The 22,320-nt window shown below is 71.6% G+C and carries 22 protein-coding genes; 9 read left to right on the forward strand and 13 right to left on the reverse strand.

Annotated features, from left to right (window positions below; genetic code table 11):
• Positions 1-32: 32 nt before the first annotated feature.
• From ACGF5G_RS12600 to ACGF5G_RS12610, 3 genes are all read right to left on the reverse strand, one after another.
• Positions 33-1,595, reverse strand: a complete 1,563-nt coding sequence (locus ACGF5G_RS12600; protein WP_393261975.1) for a lysine 5,6-aminomutase subunit alpha — start codon at positions 1,593-1,595, stop codon at positions 33-35.
• A 67-nt stretch (positions 1,596-1,662) separates the two neighbouring features.
• Positions 1,663-3,231, reverse strand: a complete 1,569-nt coding sequence (locus ACGF5G_RS12605) for an amidohydrolase (RefSeq protein ID WP_393261978.1) — start codon at positions 3,229-3,231, stop codon at positions 1,663-1,665.
• A gap of 5 nt (positions 3,232-3,236) precedes the next feature.
• Entirely contained in the window at positions 3,237-4,286 is a 1,050-nt protein-coding gene (locus tag ACGF5G_RS12610) for a zinc-binding alcohol dehydrogenase (protein ID WP_393262606.1), read from the reverse strand.
• A gap of 154 nt (positions 4,287-4,440) precedes the next feature.
• On the opposite strand from ACGF5G_RS12610, the gene ACGF5G_RS12615 reads away from it, so the two are divergent.
• Positions 4,441-5,850 carry a lysine 2,3-aminomutase gene (locus ACGF5G_RS12615; protein ID WP_350705418.1) on the forward strand — a complete coding sequence of 470 codons (1,410 nt, stop codon included), beginning with the start codon at positions 4,441-4,443 and terminating at the stop codon, positions 5,848-5,850.
• A gap of 153 nt (positions 5,851-6,003) precedes the next feature.
• On the forward strand, positions 6,004-6,333 hold the full coding sequence (locus tag ACGF5G_RS12620; RefSeq protein ID WP_393261981.1) for an ArsR/SmtB family transcription factor: 330 nt from the start codon (positions 6,004-6,006) through the stop codon (positions 6,331-6,333).
• A 185-nt stretch (positions 6,334-6,518) separates the two neighbouring features.
• On the opposite strand, the gene ACGF5G_RS12625 is transcribed toward ACGF5G_RS12620, so the two are convergent.
• Positions 6,519-6,713, reverse strand: coding sequence for a CsbD family protein (locus ACGF5G_RS12625; RefSeq protein ID WP_393261983.1), 195 nt, complete (start codon positions 6,711-6,713; stop codon positions 6,519-6,521).
• A 172-nt stretch (positions 6,714-6,885) separates the two neighbouring features.
• Here ACGF5G_RS12625 and ACGF5G_RS12630 point away from each other — a divergent pair, with 172 nt between their 5' ends.
• Positions 6,886-7,497: a histidine phosphatase family protein gene (locus ACGF5G_RS12630; RefSeq protein WP_393261985.1), complete on the forward strand. Its 612-nt coding sequence runs from the start codon at positions 6,886-6,888 to the stop codon at positions 7,495-7,497.
• On the opposite strand, the gene ACGF5G_RS12635 is transcribed toward ACGF5G_RS12630, so the two are convergent.
• The 4 genes from ACGF5G_RS12635 to ACGF5G_RS12650 form a co-directional block, all read right to left on the reverse strand.
• Positions 7,427-7,933 carry an Lrp/AsnC family transcriptional regulator gene (locus ACGF5G_RS12635; protein WP_393261988.1) on the reverse strand — a complete coding sequence of 169 codons (507 nt, stop codon included), beginning with the start codon at positions 7,931-7,933 and terminating at the stop codon, positions 7,427-7,429. The genes ACGF5G_RS12630 and ACGF5G_RS12635 overlap by 71 nt on opposite strands.
• 95 nt (positions 7,934-8,028) lie before the next feature.
• Complete coding sequence (locus tag ACGF5G_RS12640) at positions 8,029-9,171, reverse strand: acyl-CoA dehydrogenase family protein (RefSeq protein ID WP_393261991.1); 1,143 nt, start codon at positions 9,169-9,171, stop codon at positions 8,029-8,031.
• Positions 9,168-10,283: a M24 family metallopeptidase gene (locus tag ACGF5G_RS12645; RefSeq protein ID WP_393261993.1), complete on the reverse strand. Its 1,116-nt coding sequence runs from the start codon at positions 10,281-10,283 to the stop codon at positions 9,168-9,170. The genes ACGF5G_RS12640 and ACGF5G_RS12645 overlap by 4 nt, the downstream gene beginning before the upstream one ends.
• A 120-nt stretch (positions 10,284-10,403) precedes the next feature.
• On the reverse strand, positions 10,404-11,285 hold the full coding sequence (locus ACGF5G_RS12650) for a winged helix-turn-helix transcriptional regulator (RefSeq protein ID WP_393261996.1): 882 nt from the start codon (positions 11,283-11,285) through the stop codon (positions 10,404-10,406).
• An 84-nt stretch (positions 11,286-11,369) separates the two neighbouring features.
• Here ACGF5G_RS12650 and ACGF5G_RS12655 point away from each other — a divergent pair, with 84 nt between their 5' ends.
• Complete coding sequence (locus ACGF5G_RS12655; protein ID WP_393262609.1) at positions 11,370-12,638, forward strand: MFS transporter; 1,269 nt, start codon at positions 11,370-11,372, stop codon at positions 12,636-12,638.
• Between the two features lie 16 nt (positions 12,639-12,654).
• On the opposite strand, the gene ACGF5G_RS12660 is transcribed toward ACGF5G_RS12655, so the two are convergent.
• Entirely contained in the window at positions 12,655-13,743 is a 1,089-nt protein-coding gene (locus tag ACGF5G_RS12660) for a DUF4037 domain-containing protein (RefSeq protein WP_393261999.1), read from the reverse strand.
• A 116-nt stretch (positions 13,744-13,859) separates the two neighbouring features.
• Between ACGF5G_RS12660 and ACGF5G_RS12665 the strand changes: the two genes are divergently transcribed.
• The 3 genes from ACGF5G_RS12665 (at position 13,860) to ACGF5G_RS12675 (ending at position 16,107) form a co-directional block, all read left to right on the forward strand.
• The gene (locus ACGF5G_RS12665) at positions 13,860-14,087 is read left to right on the forward strand and encodes a hypothetical protein (protein WP_393262002.1); all 228 of its coding nucleotides are present in this window, start codon (positions 13,860-13,862) and stop codon (positions 14,085-14,087) included.
• A gap of 86 nt (positions 14,088-14,173) precedes the next feature.
• Positions 14,174-15,073: a 5'-3' exonuclease H3TH domain-containing protein gene (locus tag ACGF5G_RS12670; protein WP_393262611.1), complete on the forward strand. Its 900-nt coding sequence runs from the start codon at positions 14,174-14,176 to the stop codon at positions 15,071-15,073.
• 362 nt (positions 15,074-15,435) lie between these two features.
• The gene (locus ACGF5G_RS12675) at positions 15,436-16,107 is read left to right on the forward strand and encodes a hypothetical protein (RefSeq protein WP_393262005.1); all 672 of its coding nucleotides are present in this window, start codon (positions 15,436-15,438) and stop codon (positions 16,105-16,107) included.
• Positions 16,108-16,346: 239 nt separating this feature from the next.
• Here the strand turns inward: ACGF5G_RS12675 and ACGF5G_RS12680 are convergent, their stop codons facing one another.
• On the reverse strand, positions 16,347-16,679 hold the full coding sequence (locus tag ACGF5G_RS12680; protein WP_393262007.1) for a hypothetical protein: 333 nt from the start codon (positions 16,677-16,679) through the stop codon (positions 16,347-16,349).
• A gap of 362 nt (positions 16,680-17,041) precedes the next feature.
• Here ACGF5G_RS12680 and ACGF5G_RS12685 point away from each other — a divergent pair, with 362 nt between their 5' ends.
• Positions 17,042-17,236: a hypothetical protein gene (locus ACGF5G_RS12685; RefSeq protein WP_393262010.1), complete on the forward strand. Its 195-nt coding sequence runs from the start codon at positions 17,042-17,044 to the stop codon at positions 17,234-17,236.
• Positions 17,237-17,827: 591 nt separating this feature from the next.
• Here the strand turns inward: ACGF5G_RS12685 and ACGF5G_RS12690 are convergent.
• From ACGF5G_RS12690 to ACGF5G_RS12700, 3 genes are all read right to left on the reverse strand, one after another.
• Positions 17,828-18,331: an NUDIX hydrolase gene (locus tag ACGF5G_RS12690; protein ID WP_393262013.1), complete on the reverse strand. Its 504-nt coding sequence runs from the start codon at positions 18,329-18,331 to the stop codon at positions 17,828-17,830.
• A gap of 70 nt (positions 18,332-18,401) precedes the next feature.
• A complete protein-coding gene (locus tag ACGF5G_RS12695; RefSeq protein ID WP_393262016.1) occupies positions 18,402-18,929 on the reverse strand; it encodes a GNAT family N-acetyltransferase in 528 nt (175 codons plus the stop codon).
• Positions 18,930-19,003: 74 nt separating this feature from the next.
• Entirely contained in the window at positions 19,004-19,867 is an 864-nt protein-coding gene (locus tag ACGF5G_RS12700; RefSeq protein WP_393262019.1) for a tyrosine-type recombinase/integrase, read from the reverse strand.
• A gap of 424 nt (positions 19,868-20,291) precedes the next feature.
• On the opposite strand from ACGF5G_RS12700, the gene ACGF5G_RS12705 reads away from it, so the two are divergent.
• Positions 20,292-22,301 carry a hypothetical protein gene (locus ACGF5G_RS12705; protein ID WP_393262614.1) on the forward strand — a complete coding sequence of 670 codons (2,010 nt, stop codon included), beginning with the start codon at positions 20,292-20,294 and terminating at the stop codon, positions 22,299-22,301.
• Positions 22,302-22,320: the final 19 nt, after the last annotated feature.

Below are 22,320 nucleotides of genomic sequence, written 5' to 3' on the forward strand. Positions count from 1 at the left end.
GCCCGGCGCCACCGCGCCGACCTCGACGGCGCTCACGCCGCATCCCCTTCCAGGATCTCCGTGGCCGGGTTGAAGTAGTCGGCCTCGTGCGCGGCCACCCCCGCCAGACCCTTGCCCCGGTCCGCCGGCCGCTTCATGATCCCGAACGTGCCCTCGGCGATCGCCGTCAACAGCGACTGCTCCCCGATGCGCTCCAGCAGATCCACCGCCTCACCGAGCACCCGGTTGGCCCGCTGCTGGATGAACCCGCCCGGCGCCGGCACGAAATCCTCGTGCAACCCACCGGCCGCACCCAGCACGTACCGCACGTTCTGCAGCGCGATGTCCCGGTCCGACAACCACGGCGTCACCACCGCCTCGGTCATCATCCCCACCAGCAGGATCCCCTGACCCGTCATCGTGCCCACCAGGTTGAAGAACCCGTCCAGCAGGTTCCCCCGGAACACGTCCCCCGTCATGTGCTTCGTCGGCGGCATCCACTTCAGCGGCGCGTCCGGGAACAACTCCCGCGCCAGCAGCGCGTGCGCCAACTCCAACCGGAACGACCCCGGCACATCCGGGTTGATCTCGAACGCGTGCCCCAGGCCCAACTGCCAGTCCTGCAGCCCCGCCTCGTGCGCGAAGAACTCGTTCAGCAACTGCGACACCGTCACCGTGTGCGCCTCGTCCACCGCGTCCGCGGTGGTCAGGTAGTTGTCCTCACCGGTGTTGATGATGATCCCCGCCCGCGCGTGCACCTGCCGCGAGAACCGCTGGTCCACGAACGTACGGATCGGGTTGATGTCGCGGAACAGGATCCCGTACATCGAGTCGTTCAACATCATGTCGAGCCGTTCCAGGCCGGCGAGGGTCGCCATCTCCGGCATGCACAGCCCCGACGCGTAGTTCGTCAGCCGCACGTACCGGCCCAACTCCTTCGACGACTCGTCCAACGCCGCCCGCATCAGCCGGAAGTTCTCCTGCGTCGCGTACGTGCCGGCGAACCCCTCCCGGGTCGCGCCCTCCGGCACATAGTCCAGCAGCGACTGCCCCGTCGACCGGATCACCGCGATGATGTCCGCACCCGCCCGCGCCGCCGCCTGCGCCTGCGGAATGTCCTCGTAGATGTCCCCCGTCGCCACGATCAGGTAGATCCACGGCCGCTGCTTCGGATCCCCGTACCGCTTGACCAGACGCTCCCGCTCGACACGGCGCCGGTCGACCAGCCGGATACCGGCCGCCACGGCCTTCCGCGCCGCCTTCCGCGCCACCGTGGCCGCCTTCCCCGACGGCACCTCGAACCGCACCGACCCCGCCGCCGCCTTCTGCGCCAGCAACGTCACATCGGCGATCTGCTCCCGCGCCATGGCGTCGAACACCGGCACCGCCACCCCGTGCCCCAACCCCACGTCCGCGACCACCGCGTCGACGAGCCGGTTCACCCACGGAATGCCATCCGGGTCGGCGCCGGTCACCCCCGCCAACCGCAGCACCGCCCGCTCCACCGACACCGTCGTGTGGCTACGCGCCAGATCCACCACCGGCTGCCCGGCACGGCGCGCCAACTCCCGCGCCCGCACCACCAACCGCGGATCCAGGTCAAGCTTGCCCGTCACACCGTCACCTCACTCCGGCCCGCGACGACGCGACCCGCGCCCCCACCGAACCACCCGCCACGCTCGCTCACGCCGACCCTTCCTCGTAGATCACGTCACCACGCAGCACCGTGCGCCGACACACCGGCAACGGCGTCGGATCCTCCGGACCCCGCGCCTCCAGGTCCTCGGCCAACAACACCGGCAGACCCCGCTCCACCCCCGCCGGCGTCGACCACACCGCGAACGTCGCCGGCGCCCCCAACGCCAGCACACCCTCGTTGTCCAGGTGCACCGCCCGCCACCCGCCACGCGTGTGCGCCGCGAACGCCGCCCGCACACTCATCCGCTGCGTCGGATTGTGGTGCCACACCGCCGCCCGCACCGAACCCCACGGATCCAACGGCGTCACCGGCGAATCCGACCCGAACGCCAACGCCACCCCGACCCCGTGCATCGCCCCCATCGGGTTCGACTCCAACGACCGGTCCAGGCCCAACCGCGACTCGTACATCCGGCCCGCACCGCCCCACAACCGGTCGAACGCCGGCTGCATGCTCGCCACGATCCCGTACTCCACGAACCCGGCGATCAGCCGCTTGTTCATGATCTCCGCGTGCTCCACCCGGTGCCGCGCCGCCCGCACCCGATCCGTGCCCAGCTTCTCCGCCGCGCCCGCGAAACCCTCCAGCACCGTCGAGATCGCCGCGTCACCGATCGCGTGGAACCCGCCCTGCATGCCGTGCGCCGCGCAGTCCAACAGATGGTCCCGCACCTGCTCCGCCGAGACGTACCCGTGCCCGCAGCCCCCGTCGCCGTCCAGGTAGTCCCGCGACACATGCGCCGTACGCGACCCCAACGCCCCGTCGGCGAACAGGTCACCCCCCGCCCCGACCGCGCCCAACTCCCGGGCCCGCGCCGCACCCAGCAGCTCACCCCAGTACCCGTACACCTCCGCCACGCCGTCGCCCGACAACGCCAGCAGACCCGTGAAGTCCTCCTCGTCGGAGATCTCCGGACCACCGCACTCGTGCACCGCCGCGATGCCCAACGACGCCGCGTGCGCCAACGCCGCCCGCTGCGCCGCCACCCGCTGCGCCCGCGTCACCGACCCGAACGCCGCCGCCCGCACCACGTGGTGCGCGTCACGCCGCAACCAACCCGACGGGTCGAACCCCGCCGCCGACGCCGCCTGCGGACACGCCGCCAGCAGCGCCGCCGACACCAACGCCGAATGGATCGACGCCTGCGACAGATACACCCGCCGCCCCCCGGCCGCACGATCCAGCGTCGCCGCATCCGGCAGATCCGGCACCGGCCAACTCGACTCGTCCCACCCGTGCCCCAGCACCACCGCGTCCGACGGCAACCCCGCCACGAACGCCGCCACCGCGTCCAGCAACTCCCCCGCCGACCGCACCGCCGACAGGTCCAGCCCCGACAACGCCAACCCCGTGTCGGTCGCGTGCACGTGCGAATCCACGAACGCCGGCGTCACCAACGCCCCGTCCAGGTCCACCACCCGGTCGGCCGCCGGCGCGTCCGCGTCCGCCCCCAACCACGAGATCCTGCCGTCGGTCACCAACAGGGCCGTCGCGCTCGGATCGGCCGGACAGTGCAGCACGCCGCCGCGGTACAGAGTCGAGGGGTTCGTCATGACAATCAGTCTGCCGCCAACCGCGACTCGAACAGCGCCCGGACCCCCGGCTCCGACCGCAACAACCCCAACGCCAGCTCCCCGTGCCCCGGCACGTAGCCGTTGCCCACCAGCATCGTCACGTCCGCCGCCAGACCCTCCGCGCCCAACGCCGCCGCCGCGAAACTCGTCGCCATCGAGAAGAAGACCACCGTGCCGCCGTCCGCGGTCGCCAGCACCGCCCCGTGCTCACAACCCGGCACGTCCACGCAGACCACCGTCACGTCGGCCGGCGCACCCAGCGCCGCGGTCACCGCCGACGACAACGCCACCGGATCCCGCGCGTCCGCCAACGCCACCACGTCCGCCAGACCCGCCGCCGTCAGCGCGTCCCGCTCCGCCGCCACCGGCACCACCCCGACCGTACGGCCGGCGCCCGCCCGCCGCGCCGCCGCGAGGGACAACGACCCGCTCTTGCCCGCGCCACCGATCACCGCCACCCGCACCGGCGACGCGTCCCCCGCCCGCTCCCGGTCCGCCACGTGCCGCGCCACCACCCGCGCGGTCAACGCCGGCGCCCCGCACACGTCCAGCACCGCCAGGGACAACTGCGGATCCAGGTCCGCCGGCAGCACCGCCGCGATCGACCGGGCGAACAGGATCGCGTACCCGTCGCACGGCACCTGCTCGCTGCGCCCGTCCCACCGCGCCAGCCCGTCGAGGATCGTCAGCGGCGTCAGCGTCAGCGACACCAGCGTCGCCACCCGCTCCCCCGCCTTCAACCCCAGCGGGGAACGCCGCCCCGCCTCCTCCACCGTGCCGATCAGCATCCCGCCGGAACCGGTCACCGGGTTCTGCATCTTCCCCCGGGTCGACACGATCTCCAGCACCTCGGCGCGGACCGCGTCGCCGTCACCGCCGTGCTTCTCCCACAGCTGCCGGAAGCTCGCCGCGTCCAGGTTCAACCGCTCCACCCGGATGCGGACCTCGTTCGCCGCGATCTCCGGGCTCGCGTCGAGCCGCCACGCCGCCTGCGGCAGCACCCCCGCCGGTTCGACAACGCGGTGCAGACCCACCGGTGACGTCACGCCGACCACCCCCTGTCAAGCCGCCCGAAGCCCCGGCCAGGGCTCGCGTAGCGGGAAAACTTCCGGCAGACTAATTTCTTCACCGGATATTTTCCAGTAGCCTTCGGAATCGCTGATCAACCGCACCACCCGAGGAGGGGCCGTGACCCAGACACAACCGGTGGAGACCATCCCAGCGTCCCGCCCCGCGCCGGTCGCGGTCCCCACCGCCGGACAGCCCTACGAATACCGCCGCGCACCCCTCGTCGAACCCGACTGGACCCGCTTCCCCGGCTGGCGCCACGTCACCCGCGACCAGTGGGAGAACGCGCAGTGGCAGCGCGTCAACTGCGTCAAGAACATCAAGCAGCTACGCACCGTGCTCGGTGACCTCGTCGACGAGACCTTCTACGCCGACCTCGAGGCCGACCAGAAGGCCCTGGCCACCATGTCCATGCTGGTGCCGCCGCAGATGCTCAACACCATGGTCCCGTTCGCCCCGATGACCACCGAGGCGCTCCTCGCCGACCCCATCCGGCGCTACATGATCCCCGTCGCCTCCGACCGGCGCACCGACTGGCCCTCCCACCCGTACGCCAGCCGCGACTCCCTGCACGAACACGACATGTGGGTCGCCGAGGGCCTCACCCACCGCTACCCCACCAAGGTCCTCGCCGAACTGCTCTCCACCTGCCCGCAGTACTGCGGCCACTGCACCCGCATGGACCTCGTCGGCAACTCCACCCCCACCGTCGACAAGCTCAAGCTCACCCTCAAGCCCGTCGACCGCTACGACGCCCACATCAGCTACCTCAAGGCCCACCCCGGCGTCCGCGACGTCGTCGTCTCCGGCGGCGACGTGGCCAACGTCCCCTGGAAGAACCTCGAGTCCTACCTGATGCGGCTGCTCGAGATCGAGACCATCCGCGACATCCGGCTCGCCACCAAGGCGCTCATGGGCCTGCCCCAGCACTGGCTCCAGCCCGACGTCGTCGAGGGCCTCGAACGCGTCGCCCGCACCGCCGCCCGCCGCGGCGTCAACCTGGCCATCCACACCCACGTCAACCACGCCCAGTCGCTCACCCCGCTGGTCGCCAGGGCCGCCCAGACCGCCCTCGACGTCGGCGTCCGCGACGTCCGCAACCAGGGCGTGCTCATGCGCGGCGTCAACGCCACCGCCCCCGACCTGCTCGACCTCTGCTTCGCCCTCCAGGGCGAGGCGGGCATCCTGCCGTACTACTTCTACATGTGCGACATGATCCCCAACGCCGAACACTGGCGCGTCCCGGTCTGGCACGCCCAGCAGCTCCAGCACGACATCATGGGCTACCTGCCCGGCTACGCCACCCCGCGCATCGTCTGCGACGTCCCCTTCGTCGGCAAGCGCTGGGTGCACATGCTCACCGAGTACGACCGCGAGCGCGGCATCTCCTACTGGACAAAGAACTACCGCACCTCGATCGAGTCCGCCGACACCGAGGCGCTCAACAAGCGCTACGCCTACTACGACCCGATCGACACCCTGCCCGAGACCGGGCAGAAGTGGTGGGCCGACCACCGCGTCGACGACTGACCCACCCGCACCCCACCACCCCCGGCGCCGACCACCGGCTCCGGGGGTGGCACGTCTCCGACCCACGACGACACGTCCGCACGACGGTTCACCCGGTTTGCCGTAGGCGGCGGTCACCTCGATCAGTACATCACTGGGTGTACTATCCGCAGCGTGGAGACGTTGACGCACGGGCAGGTGTTGGCCCGCTTCGGTCATGCCCTGTCGGACCCGACCCGGGCGCGGCTGCTGCTGGCGCTGCGCGACGGGCCGGGATACCCAGCGGAACTGGCCGAACTGCTGGGCACGACCCGGCAGAACCTGTCGAACCACCTGTCGTGTCTGCGCGGCTGCGGCCTGGTCGTCGCGGCGCCGCAGGGCCGCCGCACCCGGTACGAGCTGGCCGACGCCCGGCTGGCGCACGCCCTCGCGGACCTGCTCGGTCTCGTGCTGACCGTAGACCCGGCCGCCTGCCCGGATTCCGACGCGCAGGGCTGCTGCTGATCAACCTGACGCCGGTGGCGCCATCGACCGTCAGCAAACGGATGGCACGCTACGGGCCGGACACCACCCAGATCCAGGCCGCAGTCCTCAGGCCGCGTTCTGGGCTGGAAGCTGCGACCGGGCCCGTTCCCCGTGCGCGATGACGGACCCCGGCATGCGCGCCAGGGTCCGTCATCGCGCACGGGTCACCGGGTGAAGGCGTCCTTCGCGTCGCGGCCGGCTTCCTTCATGCGCTCGCCGGCCTGCCGGGCACGCGCGTCGCTCTGCTGCGTGGCGCCCTCGCCCCGCATCCGCTCGTTGTCGGTGACGTCGCCGATCCGCTCCTTGGCCGCGCCGGTCAACTGCTCGACCTTGTTCTTCGCCTTGTCGGTGAAGCTCATGTCGCCTCCCCTGCCTCTGCGCCGGGCCGGCCCCTCCGTGCCCTCGTCCGACTGCGTGCCCGTACCCGGCTGCCGGAAACCTCGGCTGTGTCGTGTGGTGGGTTGCACACCCTCTATGGCGTCCTAGGAAGCTAGGTGAACGGGAGTGACGGGCTTCTGGTTGACTGGACGAATGGGAGAGATCCTGCTGATCCGGCACGGCGAGACCACCTGGAGCGCCAGCCGCCGGCACACCTCGTACACCGACCTGCCGCTCACCGCCGACGGCGAGCGGCAGGCCCGCGCCCTCGGCGGGTTCCTCGCCGGCCGGCACGTCGCCGCCGTCCTCACCAGCCCCCGGGCCCGGGCGCTGCGCACCGCCCAGCTCGCCGGCCTCCCCGTCACCGGCACCGACGACGACCTCGCCGAGTGGCACTACGGCGACTACGAGGGCCGCACCACCGCCGACATCCACGACGACCACCCGAGCTGGAACCTCTGGGCGGACGGCTGCCCCGGCGGGGAGTCCCCCAGCGAGGTCGGCGAGCGCGTCGACCGGGTGCTCGCCCGGGTCCACCCGCTGCTCGACCGGGGCACCGTGGCCCTCGTCGGGCACGGCCACAGCCTGCGGGTGCTCGGCGCCCGCTGGGTCGGCCTGCCGCCGTCGGCCGGCGGGCTGCTACGGCTGGACACCGCCACCGTCAGCGTGCTCGGTCATGAGCACGGCCGGCGGGTCATCCAGTGGTGGAACCAGCCGGTTCCCCCGCCGAGCGGGAACGCGCCCGAGCCTGGAGCTCGGCACTGATCTTCGGCGGCCGGTTCTCGTACGGGGTCGACAGCACCACCGTCGTGCGGGTGGTCACGTTCGCCGCCGTCCGGATCTCCTGGAGCACCCGCTCCAGGTCGGTCGGGCTGGCCACCCGCACCAGCAGCAGGTAGAAGTCCTCCCCCGCCACGGAGTAGCACGAGTCGATCTCCGGCAGGTGGGCCAGCCGCTCCGGGGCGTCGTCCGGCTGGGACGGGTCGAACGGCCGGATCGCCACGAACGCGGTCAGCGGCAGGTCCAGGGCCTCGAAGGAGACCCGGGCGGCATACCCCTTGATCACGCCGCGCTGCTCCAGCCGGCGCACCCGCTGGTGCACCGCGGACACCGACAGGCCCACCTTCTCCGCCAGATCCGTGTACGACAGCCGACCGTCAGCGGTCAGTGCGGCGACGATGGCGCGGTCGATCTCCTCCACGGCGTGCAACCTACCGGGAAAACCGCCCGGCTGCGACGACGCGCCCCCGCCGGCACGACACGGCGTAGGCGTCGTGCCGGCCCGTCGGGGCACCGTCAGCCCTTCGCGAGCGCCCGGGAGATGACCAGCCGTTGGATCTGGTTGGTGCCCTCGACGATCTGCAGCACCTTGGCCTCACGCATGTAGCGCTCCACCGGGTGGTCGGTCACGTAGCCGGCGCCGCCGAGCACCTGCACCGCGTCGGTGGTGACCCGCATCGCCACGTCGGTGGCGAACAGCTTCGCCTTCGCCGCCTCGATCGAGTACGGCCGGCCGGCGTCGCGCAGCCGGGCCGCGGAGAGCATCAGCGCCCGGGCGGCGGAGATCTGGGTGGCCAGGTCGGCGAGGGTGAAGCCCAGCCCCTGGAAGTCGATGATCGCCCGACCGAACTGCTGCCGTTCCTTCGCGTAGCCCACCGCGTAGTCCAGCGCCGCCTGGGCCAGCCCCACCGCGCAGGCGGCGATGCCGAGACGCCCCGAGTCCAGGGCGGACATGGCGATGGTGAAGCCCATCCCCTCCCCGCCGATGAGCCGCTCGGTCGGCACCCGGGCGTCGTCGAAGGCGACCTGTGCCACCGGCGAGGCGTGCAGGCCCATCGTCCGCTCGGCGGCCTGCGGAGCGATGCCCGGCGTGCCCCGGTCGGCCAGCAGGCAGGAGATGCCTTTCGGGCCGGGCCCGCCGGTGCGGCAGAAGATGTTGTAGAAGTCCGCCACCCGGGCGTGGGTGATCCACGCCTTGGTGCCGGTGACCACGTAGGAGTCGCCGTCCCGCACGGCCTTCGTGGTCAGGCTGGCCGCGTCCGACCCACCCTGCGGCTCCGAGAGGCAGTACGCCCCGAGCAGTTCCCCGCCAACCATGTCCGGCAGCAGCTTGCGCTGCTCGTCGGTGCCGAACTGGGCGAGCGGGTAGCAGGACAGGGTGTGCACGCTGACCGCCTCGGCGACCGCGAGCCAGCGGCTGGCCAGGATCTCCAGCACCTGCAGGTAGACCTCGTACGGCTGGGCGGCGCCGCCGTGCTCCTCGGCGTACGGCAGGCCGAGCAGGCCCGCCCGGCCGAGGGTGCGCAGCACCTCGCGGGGGAACTCGGCGCGCTCCTCGAACCCGGCCGCCTTCGGGGCGAGCTCCCGGTCGGCGAGTTCGGTGGCGAGGTCGAGCAGGTCGTGGGCCTCGTCGGTGGGGAGGATCCGGTCGACAGTCATAGCGCGATGAGCTCCGTGGGGGTGGTGTTGAGCCGTTGCACGCCGTCCGTGGTGCAGACGACGATGTCCTCGATGCGGGCGCCGTGCCGGCCCGCCAGGTAGATGCCCGGTTCGACGGAGAACGCCATCCCCGCCTCCAGCGGGCGGGCGTTGCCGGCCACCACGTACGGCTCCTCGTGGCCGTCCAGACCGATGCCGTGGCCGGTGCGGTGCAGGAACGCCGCGCTGTGGCCGGCGGCGGCGATCGGCTCCCGCGCGGCGGCGTCGACGGCCTCGGCGGTCACTCCGGGGCGGACCGCGGCCACCGCCGCCGCCTGGGCGGCACGCAGCACCTCGTAGTAGTCGGCGAACTCGGCCGGCGGCGGACCGCCGGCGACGTAGGTGCGGGTGCAGTCGGAGCGGTAGCCCGAGGGCATGGTGCCGCCGATGTCCACCACCACCGGCTCGCCGGCGCCGATCGGCCGGTCGGAGGTGCCGTGGTGCGGGCTGGCGCCGTTCGGGCCGGCGGCGACGATCACGAAGTCGACGGTGACGTGGCCGGCGGCCCGGATCGCCGCGGCGATGTCTGCGGCGACCTCCGTCTCGGTGCGCCCCGGCCGCAGCCACTCCCCCATCCGGTCGTGCACCGCGTCGATCGCCGCGCCCGCCTCGGCCAGCGCCGCCACCTCCGCCGGGGACTTGCGGATGCGCAGCTCGCGCAGCACCTCGGAGGCCAGCCGCTGGGTGGCGCCGGGCAGCGTGGCGCGCAGGGCGAGGACCTGCTCGGCCCACATCCGGTCGGCCAGCCCGACCGCCGCCACCGGCCCGCCGAGGGCGGCGGTGACGAGAGGGTACGGGTCCGTGCCGTCGGCGTGGTCGACGATCCGCACGCCGGTGGCCGGGGCCGGGGACGCCTCGGCGGCCGGCCGCTCCAGGGCGGGCACGACCAGCGTCGGCTCGCCCTCGGCGGGCAGCACCAGGCAGGTCAGGCGCTCGCCGGCGTGCGCGTCGTAGCCGGTCAGGTAGCGCAGGTCTGAGCCGGGGGTGAGCAGCAGCGCATCCAGCCCGGCGGCGGCGGTGGCGCGCTGCGCGGCGGCCAGCCGCTGCGGCGGGTACAGCTTCTCGGATCCCACACCGGTCAGCTTAACGGTCGTTCGGGCGCCGACCCAGCCCACCCGACGCTCCGGCGGGCGCTCCCGGACGAGGCGCGGGCGGCGGCCCGGCGCGCCGACGGGCGCTGCCCGGCCGGACGCTCAGAGGGCGGCCCGGCGGCGGACGAGGGCGAGCATCTCGTCGACGGAGCCGGCGGGGTCGGTCACCGGGAACTGCACCGCGCGGACGACGGCGTCGGAGCCGACCAGCAGGGTCAGGCGCTTGAACCGCTCGACGCCGCCGGCGCGGAAGGTGGGCAGCGACAGGCCCGCCGCGAGCCGGCCGTCCTGGTCGGACAGCAGCGGGAAGGGCAGCTCGGCGTGCGCCACGAAGTCGGCGAGCTGGTCGGGCCGCTGGGTGCTCACTCCGAGGACCCGCGCGCCGGCGGCCCGGAAGTCCGCGTGCCGGGCGGCGTAGCTGGTGGACTCCAACGTGCAGCCGGCCGCGCCGGGGATCTCCCCCCAGCCCGGCGGAAGGGCCCGTGCCCCGGGCGCGAACGCCCCGGGGAAGAAGTAGAGCACGTTCCAGCCCCGCGCGTCGGCCGGCGCGACCGGCTGGCCGTCGTGCCCGGGCAGGACGACGTCGGGCAGCCGCCGGCCGACCAGGTCGTGCACGCGGCGCGCCTCGGCGGAGGCGGCGTCGGCGGTCGCGGTGAGGTCGCCGTCGCCCATCACGTACCGGGTGCCCCAGTCCTGCAGGGCGATGAGCACCGGCAGCAGGCCCTCGCCCTTGGCGGTGAGCAGGTAGTCGAAGCGGGGCGGGTGCGCGGAGTAGGGCCGTCGCTCCAGCACGCCGTGCGTGACGAGCCCGGCCAGGCGTTCGGTCAGCGCCCGGCGACTGACGCCCAGCTCGCGGTGGAGCGCGTCGAAGCGGGTCGTCCCGCCGGCGACCTCGCGCACGATGAGGAACGTCCACCAGTCGCCGAGGACGCCCAGCGCCTGCGCGATGCCGCAGTCCGCGTCCGCCAGGTCGGCCCGCCGCACATCCCACCCCCGCCCGCTCCGTCGCCCTCGACTATAGTCCGTTTCAAATTGGAACTCACTGGCTCGCGGACGGGGGCGGACGACATGGGCGTCGGGCATGCAGCCGGGGTGTTCTGGCGGTGGTGGGCCGCCGGCACGACCAGCGCGGTCGGGTCGGCGGTCGGCGCCGTGGCGCTGCCGTTGACCGCGCTGACGGTGCTCGACGCCACCGCGTTCGAGATGGGCCTCATCGCGGCGGCCAGCTACGTCGCCTGGCTCGTGATCGGGCTGCCGGCCGGCGTCGTCACGCAGCGGCTGCCGCTGCGCGGGACGCAGGTGGGCGCCGACCTGGCCCGCGCGCTGGCCGTCGCGTCGGTGCCGGTCGCGTGGTGGTCCGACCGGTTGACCGTCGCCCACCTGGTGGTCACCGCGCTGGTGGTCAGCTTCGCCACGGTGCTCTTCGACGTGGCCAACTCGACCTTCCTGCCGAGCATCGTCGACCGGGACCAACTGCAGTCCCGCAACAGCCTGACCTCCGCCACGCACGCCACCACCCAGCTCGGCGGGCCGCCGCTCGGCGGCCTCGCGGTGCAGGCGCTCGGCGCGGTGCCGACCCTGCTCGTCGACGCCGCCGGCTATCTCGTCTCGGCGGCCCTGCTCCGTTCCCTGCCCGCCCGCCGCGTCGACGCGCCGGACCGCTGGCCGCCGGTCGGGGAGATGATCCGCGAGGGCTGGCGCTTCGTGGCGTACCACCCGGTGATGGGCCCCGGCATGTGGGCCGCGACGGCGGTGAACTTCGTCTGCGGGGCGCAGCTCGCGCTCTACCCGCTGCACCTGGTGCGCGAGCTGCACGCCCCGGCGGGCCTGGTCGGCCTGCTGCTCGCCGTCGAGGGCATCGGATCGCTCGTGGGGGCCGCGCTGACGTCCCGGATCACCGCCCGGATCGGGACCGCCCGGGCCCTGGTCGTCGCCGGCTTCGTGTCGGTCGGCGGGGCGTTCGTCGTCCCCTGGGGCACCGGCTGGCCGGCGTACGTCGCCTTCGCGGTCGGCAACGTCGTCTTCGCGGCCGGCGTCGTGGTGCTCAGCGTGACCACCCGGACCTACCGGCAGATCGCCAGCCCGCCCGAACTGCTCTCCCGGGTGATGGCGACCGTCCGGTTCGTCTCCTGGGGAGCCATCCCGGTTGGCGGCCTGCTCGCGGGCGCCCTCGCCGGCGTCGCGGGGACCCGCGCCACCCTGCTGGTCTTCGCGTTCGCGGCGGTCTGCACGCCCCTGGCGCTGCTGCTGTCCCCCGTCCGGCGCCTGCGCGACCTCACCGACCACGACCGGGCGGCCGACGACCGCCGGGCGAGCCCCGTACCGACGGGCCGCTGACGGCCCGACCCCGCGCTCAGCCCGGCCCGTCCGGCACGACGGGCAGCGCGCCGGCCAGCCGGCGGGCCCGGTCGGCGTGGGTCAGCAGGTCCACGCTGTCGACGAACTGGTCGACCGCACCGACCGGCGGCCGCTCGCGCAGGGCCGGGTCGGTGACGGCGGCGTGCAGCGCGGCGGCGACCCGGCCGGCGTCCAGGACCAGGAAGGGCCGGCGGTGGAAGGGGCGCGGCCGGGCGCCCACCGGCGCCGCCAGCCCGGTGTCGTCGGTCCAGGCCGCGACGGCCTCCAGCGCCCGGACCAGCCCGTCCTCCCGGCGCGGCCAGTCGCCCGGGCCCAGCGCGTCGGCCAGGGCCGCGACCACGGGCCCCGCGCCGGGCAGCCGGCCGAACACCGTGCCCAGCCACTTGTCGTACGGCGGCCAGCGGCGGCGCAGCAGCAGGCCGAGCCGCATCACGTCCCGGGCCAGCCCGGCGGTGACCATCCGGCTGCCGACGTCGTCGCCGACCTCGGCACAGCGGCCGGGCAGGTGTTCCGCCTGGGCGACGCGGGTCCACCCGGCGGCGAGCACGTACCGCCACACGTCGTCCGGGTACCACCGCAGCGCCGCCCGCGCCCCGGTGAGCGCCCCGTCGAGGCCGTCGTGGAAGACCTCGCCGCCGGTCACCTCGGCCAGCCGCTGGGTCGGGATGGCCAGCCAGTCGGCTGTGGTGACCCCGGCGGCCGGGTCGAAGCCGAGCCGGTCGCGCCACCAGCCGACCAGCTCGTCGATCTTCACCCCGTGCCGGACGCCCGCCGGGTCGACCACGCCGAGGCGGCCGTGGCCGGCGAACCGGGTCGGCCAGCCGAGGAAGTCGGCCGGCAGGTCGGCGTCCAGCGCGGCGTGCAGCCGCGGGATCCGCCACGCGTCGGCGGCCGCCACGAAGAGCTGCGCCCGCGGCCCCCAGTCGTGGTCCGTGGAACGCGCGGTGTCCAGCCCGAGCAGCTCCGAGCCGCCGTCGAGCAGGCCGGCCGCGTAGCGCAGGCCGGGAAAGCGCCGGCGCAGGATCGGCGCGAGCACCTCGTCGTGGAACCGTCGGCCGAGCGTCAGGCCGGGAACGAACGTCACACCGGCCAGTCTGCGCCCCTCGTCGGGGCGCTCGCAGCACGGTTCCGGCGCGACCGGCCGGTCGCGCCGATAGCCTGGAGCCGCGAGCGCATCGCCGGCGGAGAGGAGCTACAGCCGTGGCACCGAACGACCCGGCCCGCGCCGCGGCGCGCCGCCGCCGCCTGCTCTGGTCCGGGATCCTCGCGGTCGCCGGCCTGGTGCTGCTGATCGTCGGCCTGACGATCGCCGACGGTACGGCGGCCTGGATCGAGGTGGCGCTCGCGGTCGCCCTGCTGGTCACGAGCTACGCGGTGCAGTACCTGGCCCGCCGCGAGACGCTCTACTCCGGCGACGAGCGCCCCTGACCGCCGGGCTGTCCCCGCCGTGCCGTACCCCCCGAACGTCGGTGCGGTGTGCCAGGCTGTCGGGCGTGGCACAGCGACCCCCGATCATGCTCATCGACGCGCCCAGCCTCTACTTCCGGGCCTTCTTCGGCATCCCCGAGTCCGCGGCCCGCGCCGCCGACGGCAGCCCGGTCAACGCGGTGCGCGGCTTCCTCGACATGCTGGCGGCCCTGATCCGCACCCGCCGGCCCGACCGGATGGTCTGCGCCATGGACCACGACTGGCGACCCGAGTGGCGCGTCGCGCTGCTGCCGTCGTACAAGGCGCACCGGCTGGCTCCCGAGGGCGGCGAGGTGGTGCCCGACACGCTCAGCCCACAGGTGCCGCTGATCCTGGAGGTGCTCGACGCCGTCGGCATCACCCACGTCGGCGCGGCCGGCTACGAGGCCGACGACGTGCTCGGCACCCTGTCGGTGACCCAGCCGGCGCCGGTCGAGGTGGTCTCCGGCGACCGGGACCTGTTCCAGCTCGTCGACGACGCCCGCCCGGTGCGACTGCTCTACGTCGGGCGGGGCGTGGCCAAGCTGGAGGACTGCGACGACGCCGCCGTGCGATCCCGCTACGGGGTTCCGGCCGCCCGGTATGCCGACTTCGCCGCCCTGCGCGGGGACCCGAGCGACGGGCTGCCCGGGGTGCCTGGCGTGGGCGAGAAGACGGCCGCCCGGCTCGTGGAACGCTACGGCGACATCGCGGGCATCCTGGCCGCCCTGGACGAGCCGGGTTCCGGCTTCGCCCCCGGGCTGCGCACCAAGCTCGCCGCCGCGCGGGACTACCTGGCCGTGGCGCCGAAGGTGGTCCGGGTCGCCCTCGACGTGCCGCTGCCCGAGCTGGCCACCGCGCTGCCCAGCGCCCCGGCCAACCCGGACCGGCTGCTGGAGCTGGCCGGCGAGTGGAACCTGGCCGGCTCGGCACGCCGTCTGGTCGACGCCCTCGCCCAGCGCGCCTGACCACATCCGCGAGGGTCGGGGTCTCCACGCCGGGGATGTACGCCTCAGCAGGCGTTCGTTCATCGCCATCTCGGTGTTGACCATCCCCGGGTTGACGGGGTTCACCCGGATGTCCTCAGTTCGTTCGCGAGGGTGGCGACAGCCGCGGCGGCGCTTGCCGAGAGAGGGGGGCCTACGGATCGGCCACCACCTCGATGCGCTCACGCGTCACCGAGCCGATCAGGACCACCGCCAAGGCCGATCGGAAACGGCGGTCGGTGCGACCGTTGCCGGCGCCCCCGGTGTCGCCAATCCGTCGGTGTCTATGCGGCGTGCGGCACGTAGCGTCGTGGCAACCGATCGGATGCGTGGAAGGGGTTCTCGTGACTGAGCTCACCGCACCGCAGCTCGTGGTGAACAGCCGGATGATCTATTTCGGTTGGGTTCCGGCCGACCCCGACGCGGTTGCCGCGTTGGTGCCGGAGGGCCTCAAGCCCGCCCCGAACCGGCAGGTCTTCATGAACCAGTACGTCGTTGACGACGCCACGCAGACGTCCGGCTTCGGCGCATACTCGCTGACGTATCTCGGTCCGGACCTGTCTGGAGTCGACGCCCCGGACGGGGTGACCCCCGGCCGCTGGTGGACGCACTACTTCAACTCCAGCCCGGTGGTACGCGACTACGCCGCCGCCCGGGGCGCGCCGGCGAGCGCGGGTACCACCACGATCGAGGTGAGGGGGCACCGGATGGTCGCCACCACGGAGGCGGACGGCGTACCGGTGATCCGCACGACGGCCCGGGTCGGCCGCACCGGTGATGCCGTGAACCGGGGACAGCTCCGCTACCTCACTCAACTCGGCGGCAGGCTGGTGAGCGGGAACTACCCCTTCGTGGCGGAGCCGGTCGACCCCTTCGAGATCGAGTCGGTGGAGTTCCTGGCACCCGGCCACTCGGTCTACGCCCTGCGCCCCGCTGAGCCGCTCGAAATCGTCTGGGGCTTCTATTCACCACGCTCGTCCTTCGCCTACCCTGGCGGTGAGTCGGCGCTCGACTGAGCGGGACCCGCGCTGCGACGGCGAGGGCCTGCGGATCGGCAGCCAGTGTGGCGGCGCCGGGTGGTCGAGGTGGTCCGACATCACCTCCTCCAGCTCCGGCAACAAATCAGTGACCTGCCGAGCGCGATGATCAGCACCATGCCGTGGCCGAACCACCTCGCATCGGGTGTCATCATGGCCGCAAAGATCCTCGGTCACGTCGGAAACATCAGGCGTTCCCCGACATAGCGGCCACCGCACTAGCGGGCGGCCTTGTCACGGATGGATCGCGCGTGCTGAAAGGCACCCAGCAGGGCGGTGACGAGGCCAGCCACCAGCAGAATCCTCACCACGTTGAACAGCACCGCGTCGGCCGTGGAGTGGGGCGGGAAGATGTCCTTGACGAGCCAGCCGACGCCCACCCCCAGCCCCAGGCAGGCGTGCATCGTGGCCCGCAGGCGCGGGAAGGGCTGCGGGCGGCCGAAGATCCGGGGCACCGCCGTGCCGCCACGGCTCCTGGCGAGCAGCACGGCGGCGACGGCCAGGTTGGCCACGGCGGCCACGACGGCCAAGACCAGGTCCACGGATCCCATGTGGCCGCACGCTATCGCACGGATGCTCGCGGCTGGGATCAGCGGAAGTCGAACTCCTCGTGGTGGATCGACGTGGCCGGCACACCCATCCGACGGGAGGCGCGGGACAACGCCCGCGTCATGCGCGGCGGGCCAGCCGCCACCGCCGCGCGGACAGCTCGTCCATCAACCGGCATCTACATAACGAACCCGGGCTGTCATATTAGACTCCGCAGGTGGGTGTCGATGTTGAACTGATCCGAGTCGAACAGCAGGGCACGAGCCCGTGAAGACGTCGCGAGTCGCGGGTAGCACTGATCGGCGATGTTCAGTTTCGCCTCGCATCGGCGCTGGAGCGGGTCCAGCATCGCGGGAGGACGCCGATGCTGGACCGGATCGACCCGTACGGTCTGCTGGAACTCACGTCGGTCGACATGCCTCAGTTCCTCAGCGAGTTGGATTTCCTTGCCGAGCAGGCAGAAGGTGCGGGCGAGGAGCAGATCCTGAGTGAGGTACGACGCGTGGCCGAAACATGTCGGGACAGCGAGGCCCTGTGCCTCCGCTTCCTCGGTGATTAGGATCGACATCGACCCAGGTCCGCCGTGCCGGCCAATGCCAGCCGAAGGCCGCCAGCAGGCCGAGTGTGGCGGATCTGCGCAGCGCAGATCCTAGAGGGATTTTCCGGCAGCGCCGGGCGTAGACCCTGTGCCATGACCTGCGCCGTTACGAGTCGCTCCCCCGGCACTGGTCATTGGCCTGGTCCGCGTTGCCGGCACGGTGTCCCGGTCCGCGACCTGTCGCACATGCTCGCCGACTGGCTGCTCGTTTGGCCGCTGCCCTGTCTCTCGCTGGGATCATTCGGGTTGCTGCGACAGGGATGGCTGGCTATGACGGACGAGATGGTCTCCACCGGGACGGCCATAACTGGCCCCACCCACGGGCTGACTGTCGCTGTTCCCGGTTAACGAACGTAGTCGGCGCTGGTGCTTACCGAGCGGCGATTGGCGCCGACCCGCGCGTTGTCTGCGGCAGATCCGGTAAACGACAGAGATCGAGAACGGTTCGGGAGGCGAACACGCTGTAGTCCGTCCGCGGGGCTCGTCGCCGCGGTCCAGCAAGGTCTCGGGGCATCTTGGTCATCAGCAGGACAGGGACGTGGCAGATATCCTTCACCCGTTGGGGTAGGTGACAACCGGCTCCGCTTCCGGATCGGAATACGCCCAATGGGCGCCCGGCTGAGCCTGACGGGTGAGGACCGCAACTGACGGCTCCGACAGCGGCCGGTAGGGCAACTCATGAAGCAAGCGGCTTGCTTCTTCGACGGGGAACCAGCGGGCCTCCTGAACCAGACCATCTGGGTCGCGGACGTGCAGGGTCGGATCCACCACGTCGACGGTGAAGTTCCACACCCGGCTGACGGTGACTGCTCCGGTCACCGCCGCCGTGCCATGAAGAACGAGGTCCGCGGTTGCGACGACCAGACCTGTCTCCTCGGCCAACTCTCGACAGGCGCCCTCAAACGGCGTCTCGTGGTCCTCGATCCGCCCGCTCGGGATGTTCCAGTAGGGGCCGCCCCACCGTGGGTACTCCTCGTACACGAGAACGACTTTGTCGTCGTGATGTGCGAGAACGCCGGCGTACCGGGACCGACTCATGCTTGGCACGGGGGCCATTCAACCTCACCTCAGCACCGCGCACGGGCACGGGCACGGGCACGTCACAGCTTTCACTATCTGCGGCATTTCAGTGCGTTCCACCGCACCAGTCCCTGGCGCTGATCGCGAACCGTCGGTAGTGGGTCGGCTGGCCGAGGAAAGTACCCTCGTCGCCTCTGCCGGTTTCGACCAGACCGAGGCGCTGAAGGATGCGGACGGAACGCTGGTTGGCATCCATGGCCTCAGCCCAGACCAGCTGCAGCCCTAGGTGGTCGAACGCGTAGTCGAGAGCTGCAGCCCCGGCGAGGCGCCCAAGCCCCTGACCCCAGCGACCTCGCTCGCCGATTACGAACCCCAGTTCACGTCGGTGGGGCTCGTCGCCGTGGAGATCGACATAGCCGACGAGGAGGCCTCCGTGGATCGCCCCCAGTCTGATCAGGCCGGGGGGAGGTGACTCGATGAGAGTCTGGTGAAAGCGCTGGCGCTCGGTGAAGGGCAGGTCGGCAGTCCAGTCAGCAGTTCGACAGAACTCGGGGTCTGCTGCCCACTCTGCGATCACATCGGCGTCCTGCAGTTCCAAGGGGCGCAGGGTCACGGGATCTTCTGATTCATCCACATCGCGGAGCCTAGGAGGACGCTGCGCATGCAGCCACCCAACTTCCGGTCATCGGCAGAGCCGTGAGCGGCTGATCATGTTCCAGAGGCCATGTAGGCAGCGAGGATGTAGTTGGGGTGCCGGTCGAGGTTCTTACGGGCGCGGTCGTAGCGCATGGTGGTTCGCGGATCGGCATGGCGGGCGGCGATCTGCACGTCACGCAGGCTGACGCCGGCGTCGAGCATGGTGGTCACGAAGGTGTGGCGCAGCATGTGCGGGTGCATCCTCGGCATCCGGATCCCCGCCGTGTGGGCCAGGTGCTTGAGCCGGCGGGTGGCGGCATGCCGGTCCATCCGAACACCGAGGGTATTGCGCAGGATCGGCCCGCTGGTGCGCTCGTCGACGGCCCGGTCGATGGCTCGGGCCACCGCGGGTGGCAGCGGGACGAGCACGACCTTGCCTCCCTTGCCGCGTACGCGTAGGACCCGGTGCCCGTGCTCCTCACCCAGGTCGGCGATGTTCGACCCGCAGGCTTCGAAGATCCGCAGCCCGAGCAGGCCCAGGAGTGCGACGAGGGCGAAGTCGTTCGGGTTCGAGGACTGTCGGGCGGTCGTGATCAAAGCCTCGAACTGTAGGTGCCCCAGTCCGAGGGTCGGCGACTCGGCCGGCACCATGGGGCGACGGACGTAGTCGGCTGGCGAGTGCTCCAGGATCGCGTCGATGACGCAGACCCGATAGAAGCCGACCACGACCGACAGTCGACGGGACACCGTCGAGGGCTGGTACCGGCGGACGCCCTGCAGCCAACGCACGTACCGCTCGATATCCACCCGCGCCGCAGCCAGCGGGTCAAGGCCGCGCTCGGCGCACCAGCGCAGGAAGACCCGCAGGTCGGACTCGGTGTGGACGCGAGTCTGGCCACGGTAACGGCCGAGGAAGGCCGACACCGCGGCGCGCACAACGAGTTGATCGGCCAGCACGACAGGGGAAGCGGAAGCAGGAGAGATAGCCATACATCACCGTGCGTCACCACCTGCGATGAACACCAGCCCACCTGAAGCGGCATGAACGAGCACCTGATCGAGCGCGCGCTCGCACGGTCCCTCGGTGCGAGCCTGGCGTGCCTGAGAAGTTGTTCGACCACCCAGGCCTGTCGGTGCCCGGGAAGGCAACCACAGCGTGAGCCGGGATGTACTCAACGGCGCCACCGGCCAACTGGCGGAAACTGCTGACCGCCGGCCCGGCACCCCACCGCCGTACGGGCTCCGGTCGACTGACCGCCGGCCACCGGCGCCCGTCTGTGACCGCGCGGACAGCCGGAAACGCGTTTCTCCGATTGGCGTTCGCTGCGTAGGATCTCCGGCGATCAAGGGGGATGAAACGGTGGGCGATTTCCAGCAGTTCGTGACGGATGTGACTTCGCGTCTGTCCACGATGTCCAGGGGTGAGTTGTACGCCGTCGGCGACGGTCTCGACCGGGACTCACTCTGGCTCACCTTTCTCGATTCCTTCCCCGCCGGCACCAATCTGCGGTTCCGTGAGCGATCCGAGTACGACTGCTCGACCTGCCGCAGTTTCATCAAGCACTTCGGCAACGTCGTCGAGATCCACGACGGGCGGGTCCGTACCGTCTGGTCCGGGGTGTCGGCATCCGACCCGGTCTTCTCCGTCGTCGCCGCCGCTCTGGACGAGTTCGTTCTTTCGCTGCCGTTGTCCACCATCTTCCGGTCCACTCAGGCGCAGTACGGGACGAAGACGACCCGAACGCTGCGCGACGGCCGGGTCGAGGTGTGGCACCACCTGCACGGCCGGGTGGAGAAGCGGCATCGCATCGAGGACGTCGGCGCGGCACAGGGCAACTTTGACGCCGCGGTGCAGGTCTTCCAGCGTGGCTTGGCCGAGCTGACCCGGCACGCTCTGGACACCGTCGTCGACCTCGTCGACGACAACGCCCTCTACCGCGGCGCGGAGCATCGCCGGACGGTGACCGAGTTCCGCTCGCTGCAGAACCGGTGGACCCAGGCGACCGACCGACGTGCCTTCGTCTTCGCCAACGCCATGAACCCGGCGGCCCGGTTCCGCAACACGGTGATCGGCACCCTCGTCCAGGATCTCTCCGCGGGCGTCGACCTGGAGCAGGCGGTCCGGTCGTTCGAGGCGAAGGTGGCGCCGCAGAATTACCAGCGCCCCAGGGCGTTGATCACCCCGGGCATGGTCAAGGCCGCCATGAGGACCATTGCCGAGCTGGGTATCGAGGAGTCGTTGCAGCGACGGTTCGCCCGGCTGTCCGACGTGTCGGTCACCAACGTGCTGTGGGTCGACAACGACACCCAGGCACGGATGAAGGACGGCATCGAAGGGCTGCTCATGCAGGCGGCCACCACCCGGTCGTCAGGTGCGCTCCTTCGCGACGCCAAGCCGGAGGAGATCCCCGTGGTCTCCTTCATGAAGGACATCCTGCCCGGCGCCGCCACCATCGACCTGTGGGTCGCCAACACCTACGAGCCGCACCTCGTCAGCCTCACCACCGGCCGGTGCCCGGCTGCTCCGCGGTTGTTCAAGTGGGACAACGATTTCGGCTGGTCGTACGGCGGCAACGTCACCGACTCGATCAGGGAGAAGGTGAAGCGGGCCGGCGGCAACGTCACCGGCAAGCTGCGGGTGAGCCTGTCCTGGTTCAACCACGACGACCTAGACCTGCACGTGTACGAACCCAACGGCGACCACATCTGGTACCAGGAGAAGCGCAACAAGCTGGACGTCGACATGAACGCCGGCGGGACGCTCTCCCGCGAGCCGGTGGAGAACGTCACCTGGACCGACCGTGTCCCCGACGGTGAGTACCGGCTCGAGGTGAACCAGTACCGCAAGCGGGACAGCACCCAGGTCGGCTTCGTCATCGAGACCGAGAGCAACGGGAAGATCGAGCATTACAGCCACGAGCGCGCGGTCAGCCACAAGGAGACCGTCGAGGTGGGCCGGATGACGGTTGCCGGCGGGGTGATCACCGCTTTCCGGCCGGGTAAGGACGTGCAGCCGGGCAGTGCGGGCAAGGAGTTGTGGGGCATCACCACCGAACAGTTCGTACCGGTGTCCACCATCATGTACTCGCCGAACTACTTCGACGACAACGAGGTCGGGAACCGGCACTACTTCTTCATCCTGAAGGGGTGCGTGAATGACCAGCCGACGCGGGGGATCTACAACGAGTTCCTCCGCAGCGACCTGCAACCGCACCGCAAGGTGTTCGAGGTTCTCGGCGACCGCACCAAGTGCGAGCCGTCTCCGGATCAGCTGTCCGGCCTCGGCTTCAGCTCCACGGTCCGCAGCTCTGTGGTCGCCAAGGTGACCATGACCGGCGGCCGGCGCCGCCTCATCAGCATCCAGTTCTGATTCCCTACCCAGATATTCC

This window comes from Micromonospora sp. NPDC047730 (genome assembly GCF_043204765.1).
Lineage (GTDB): Bacteria > Actinomycetota > Actinomycetes > Mycobacteriales > Micromonosporaceae > Micromonospora.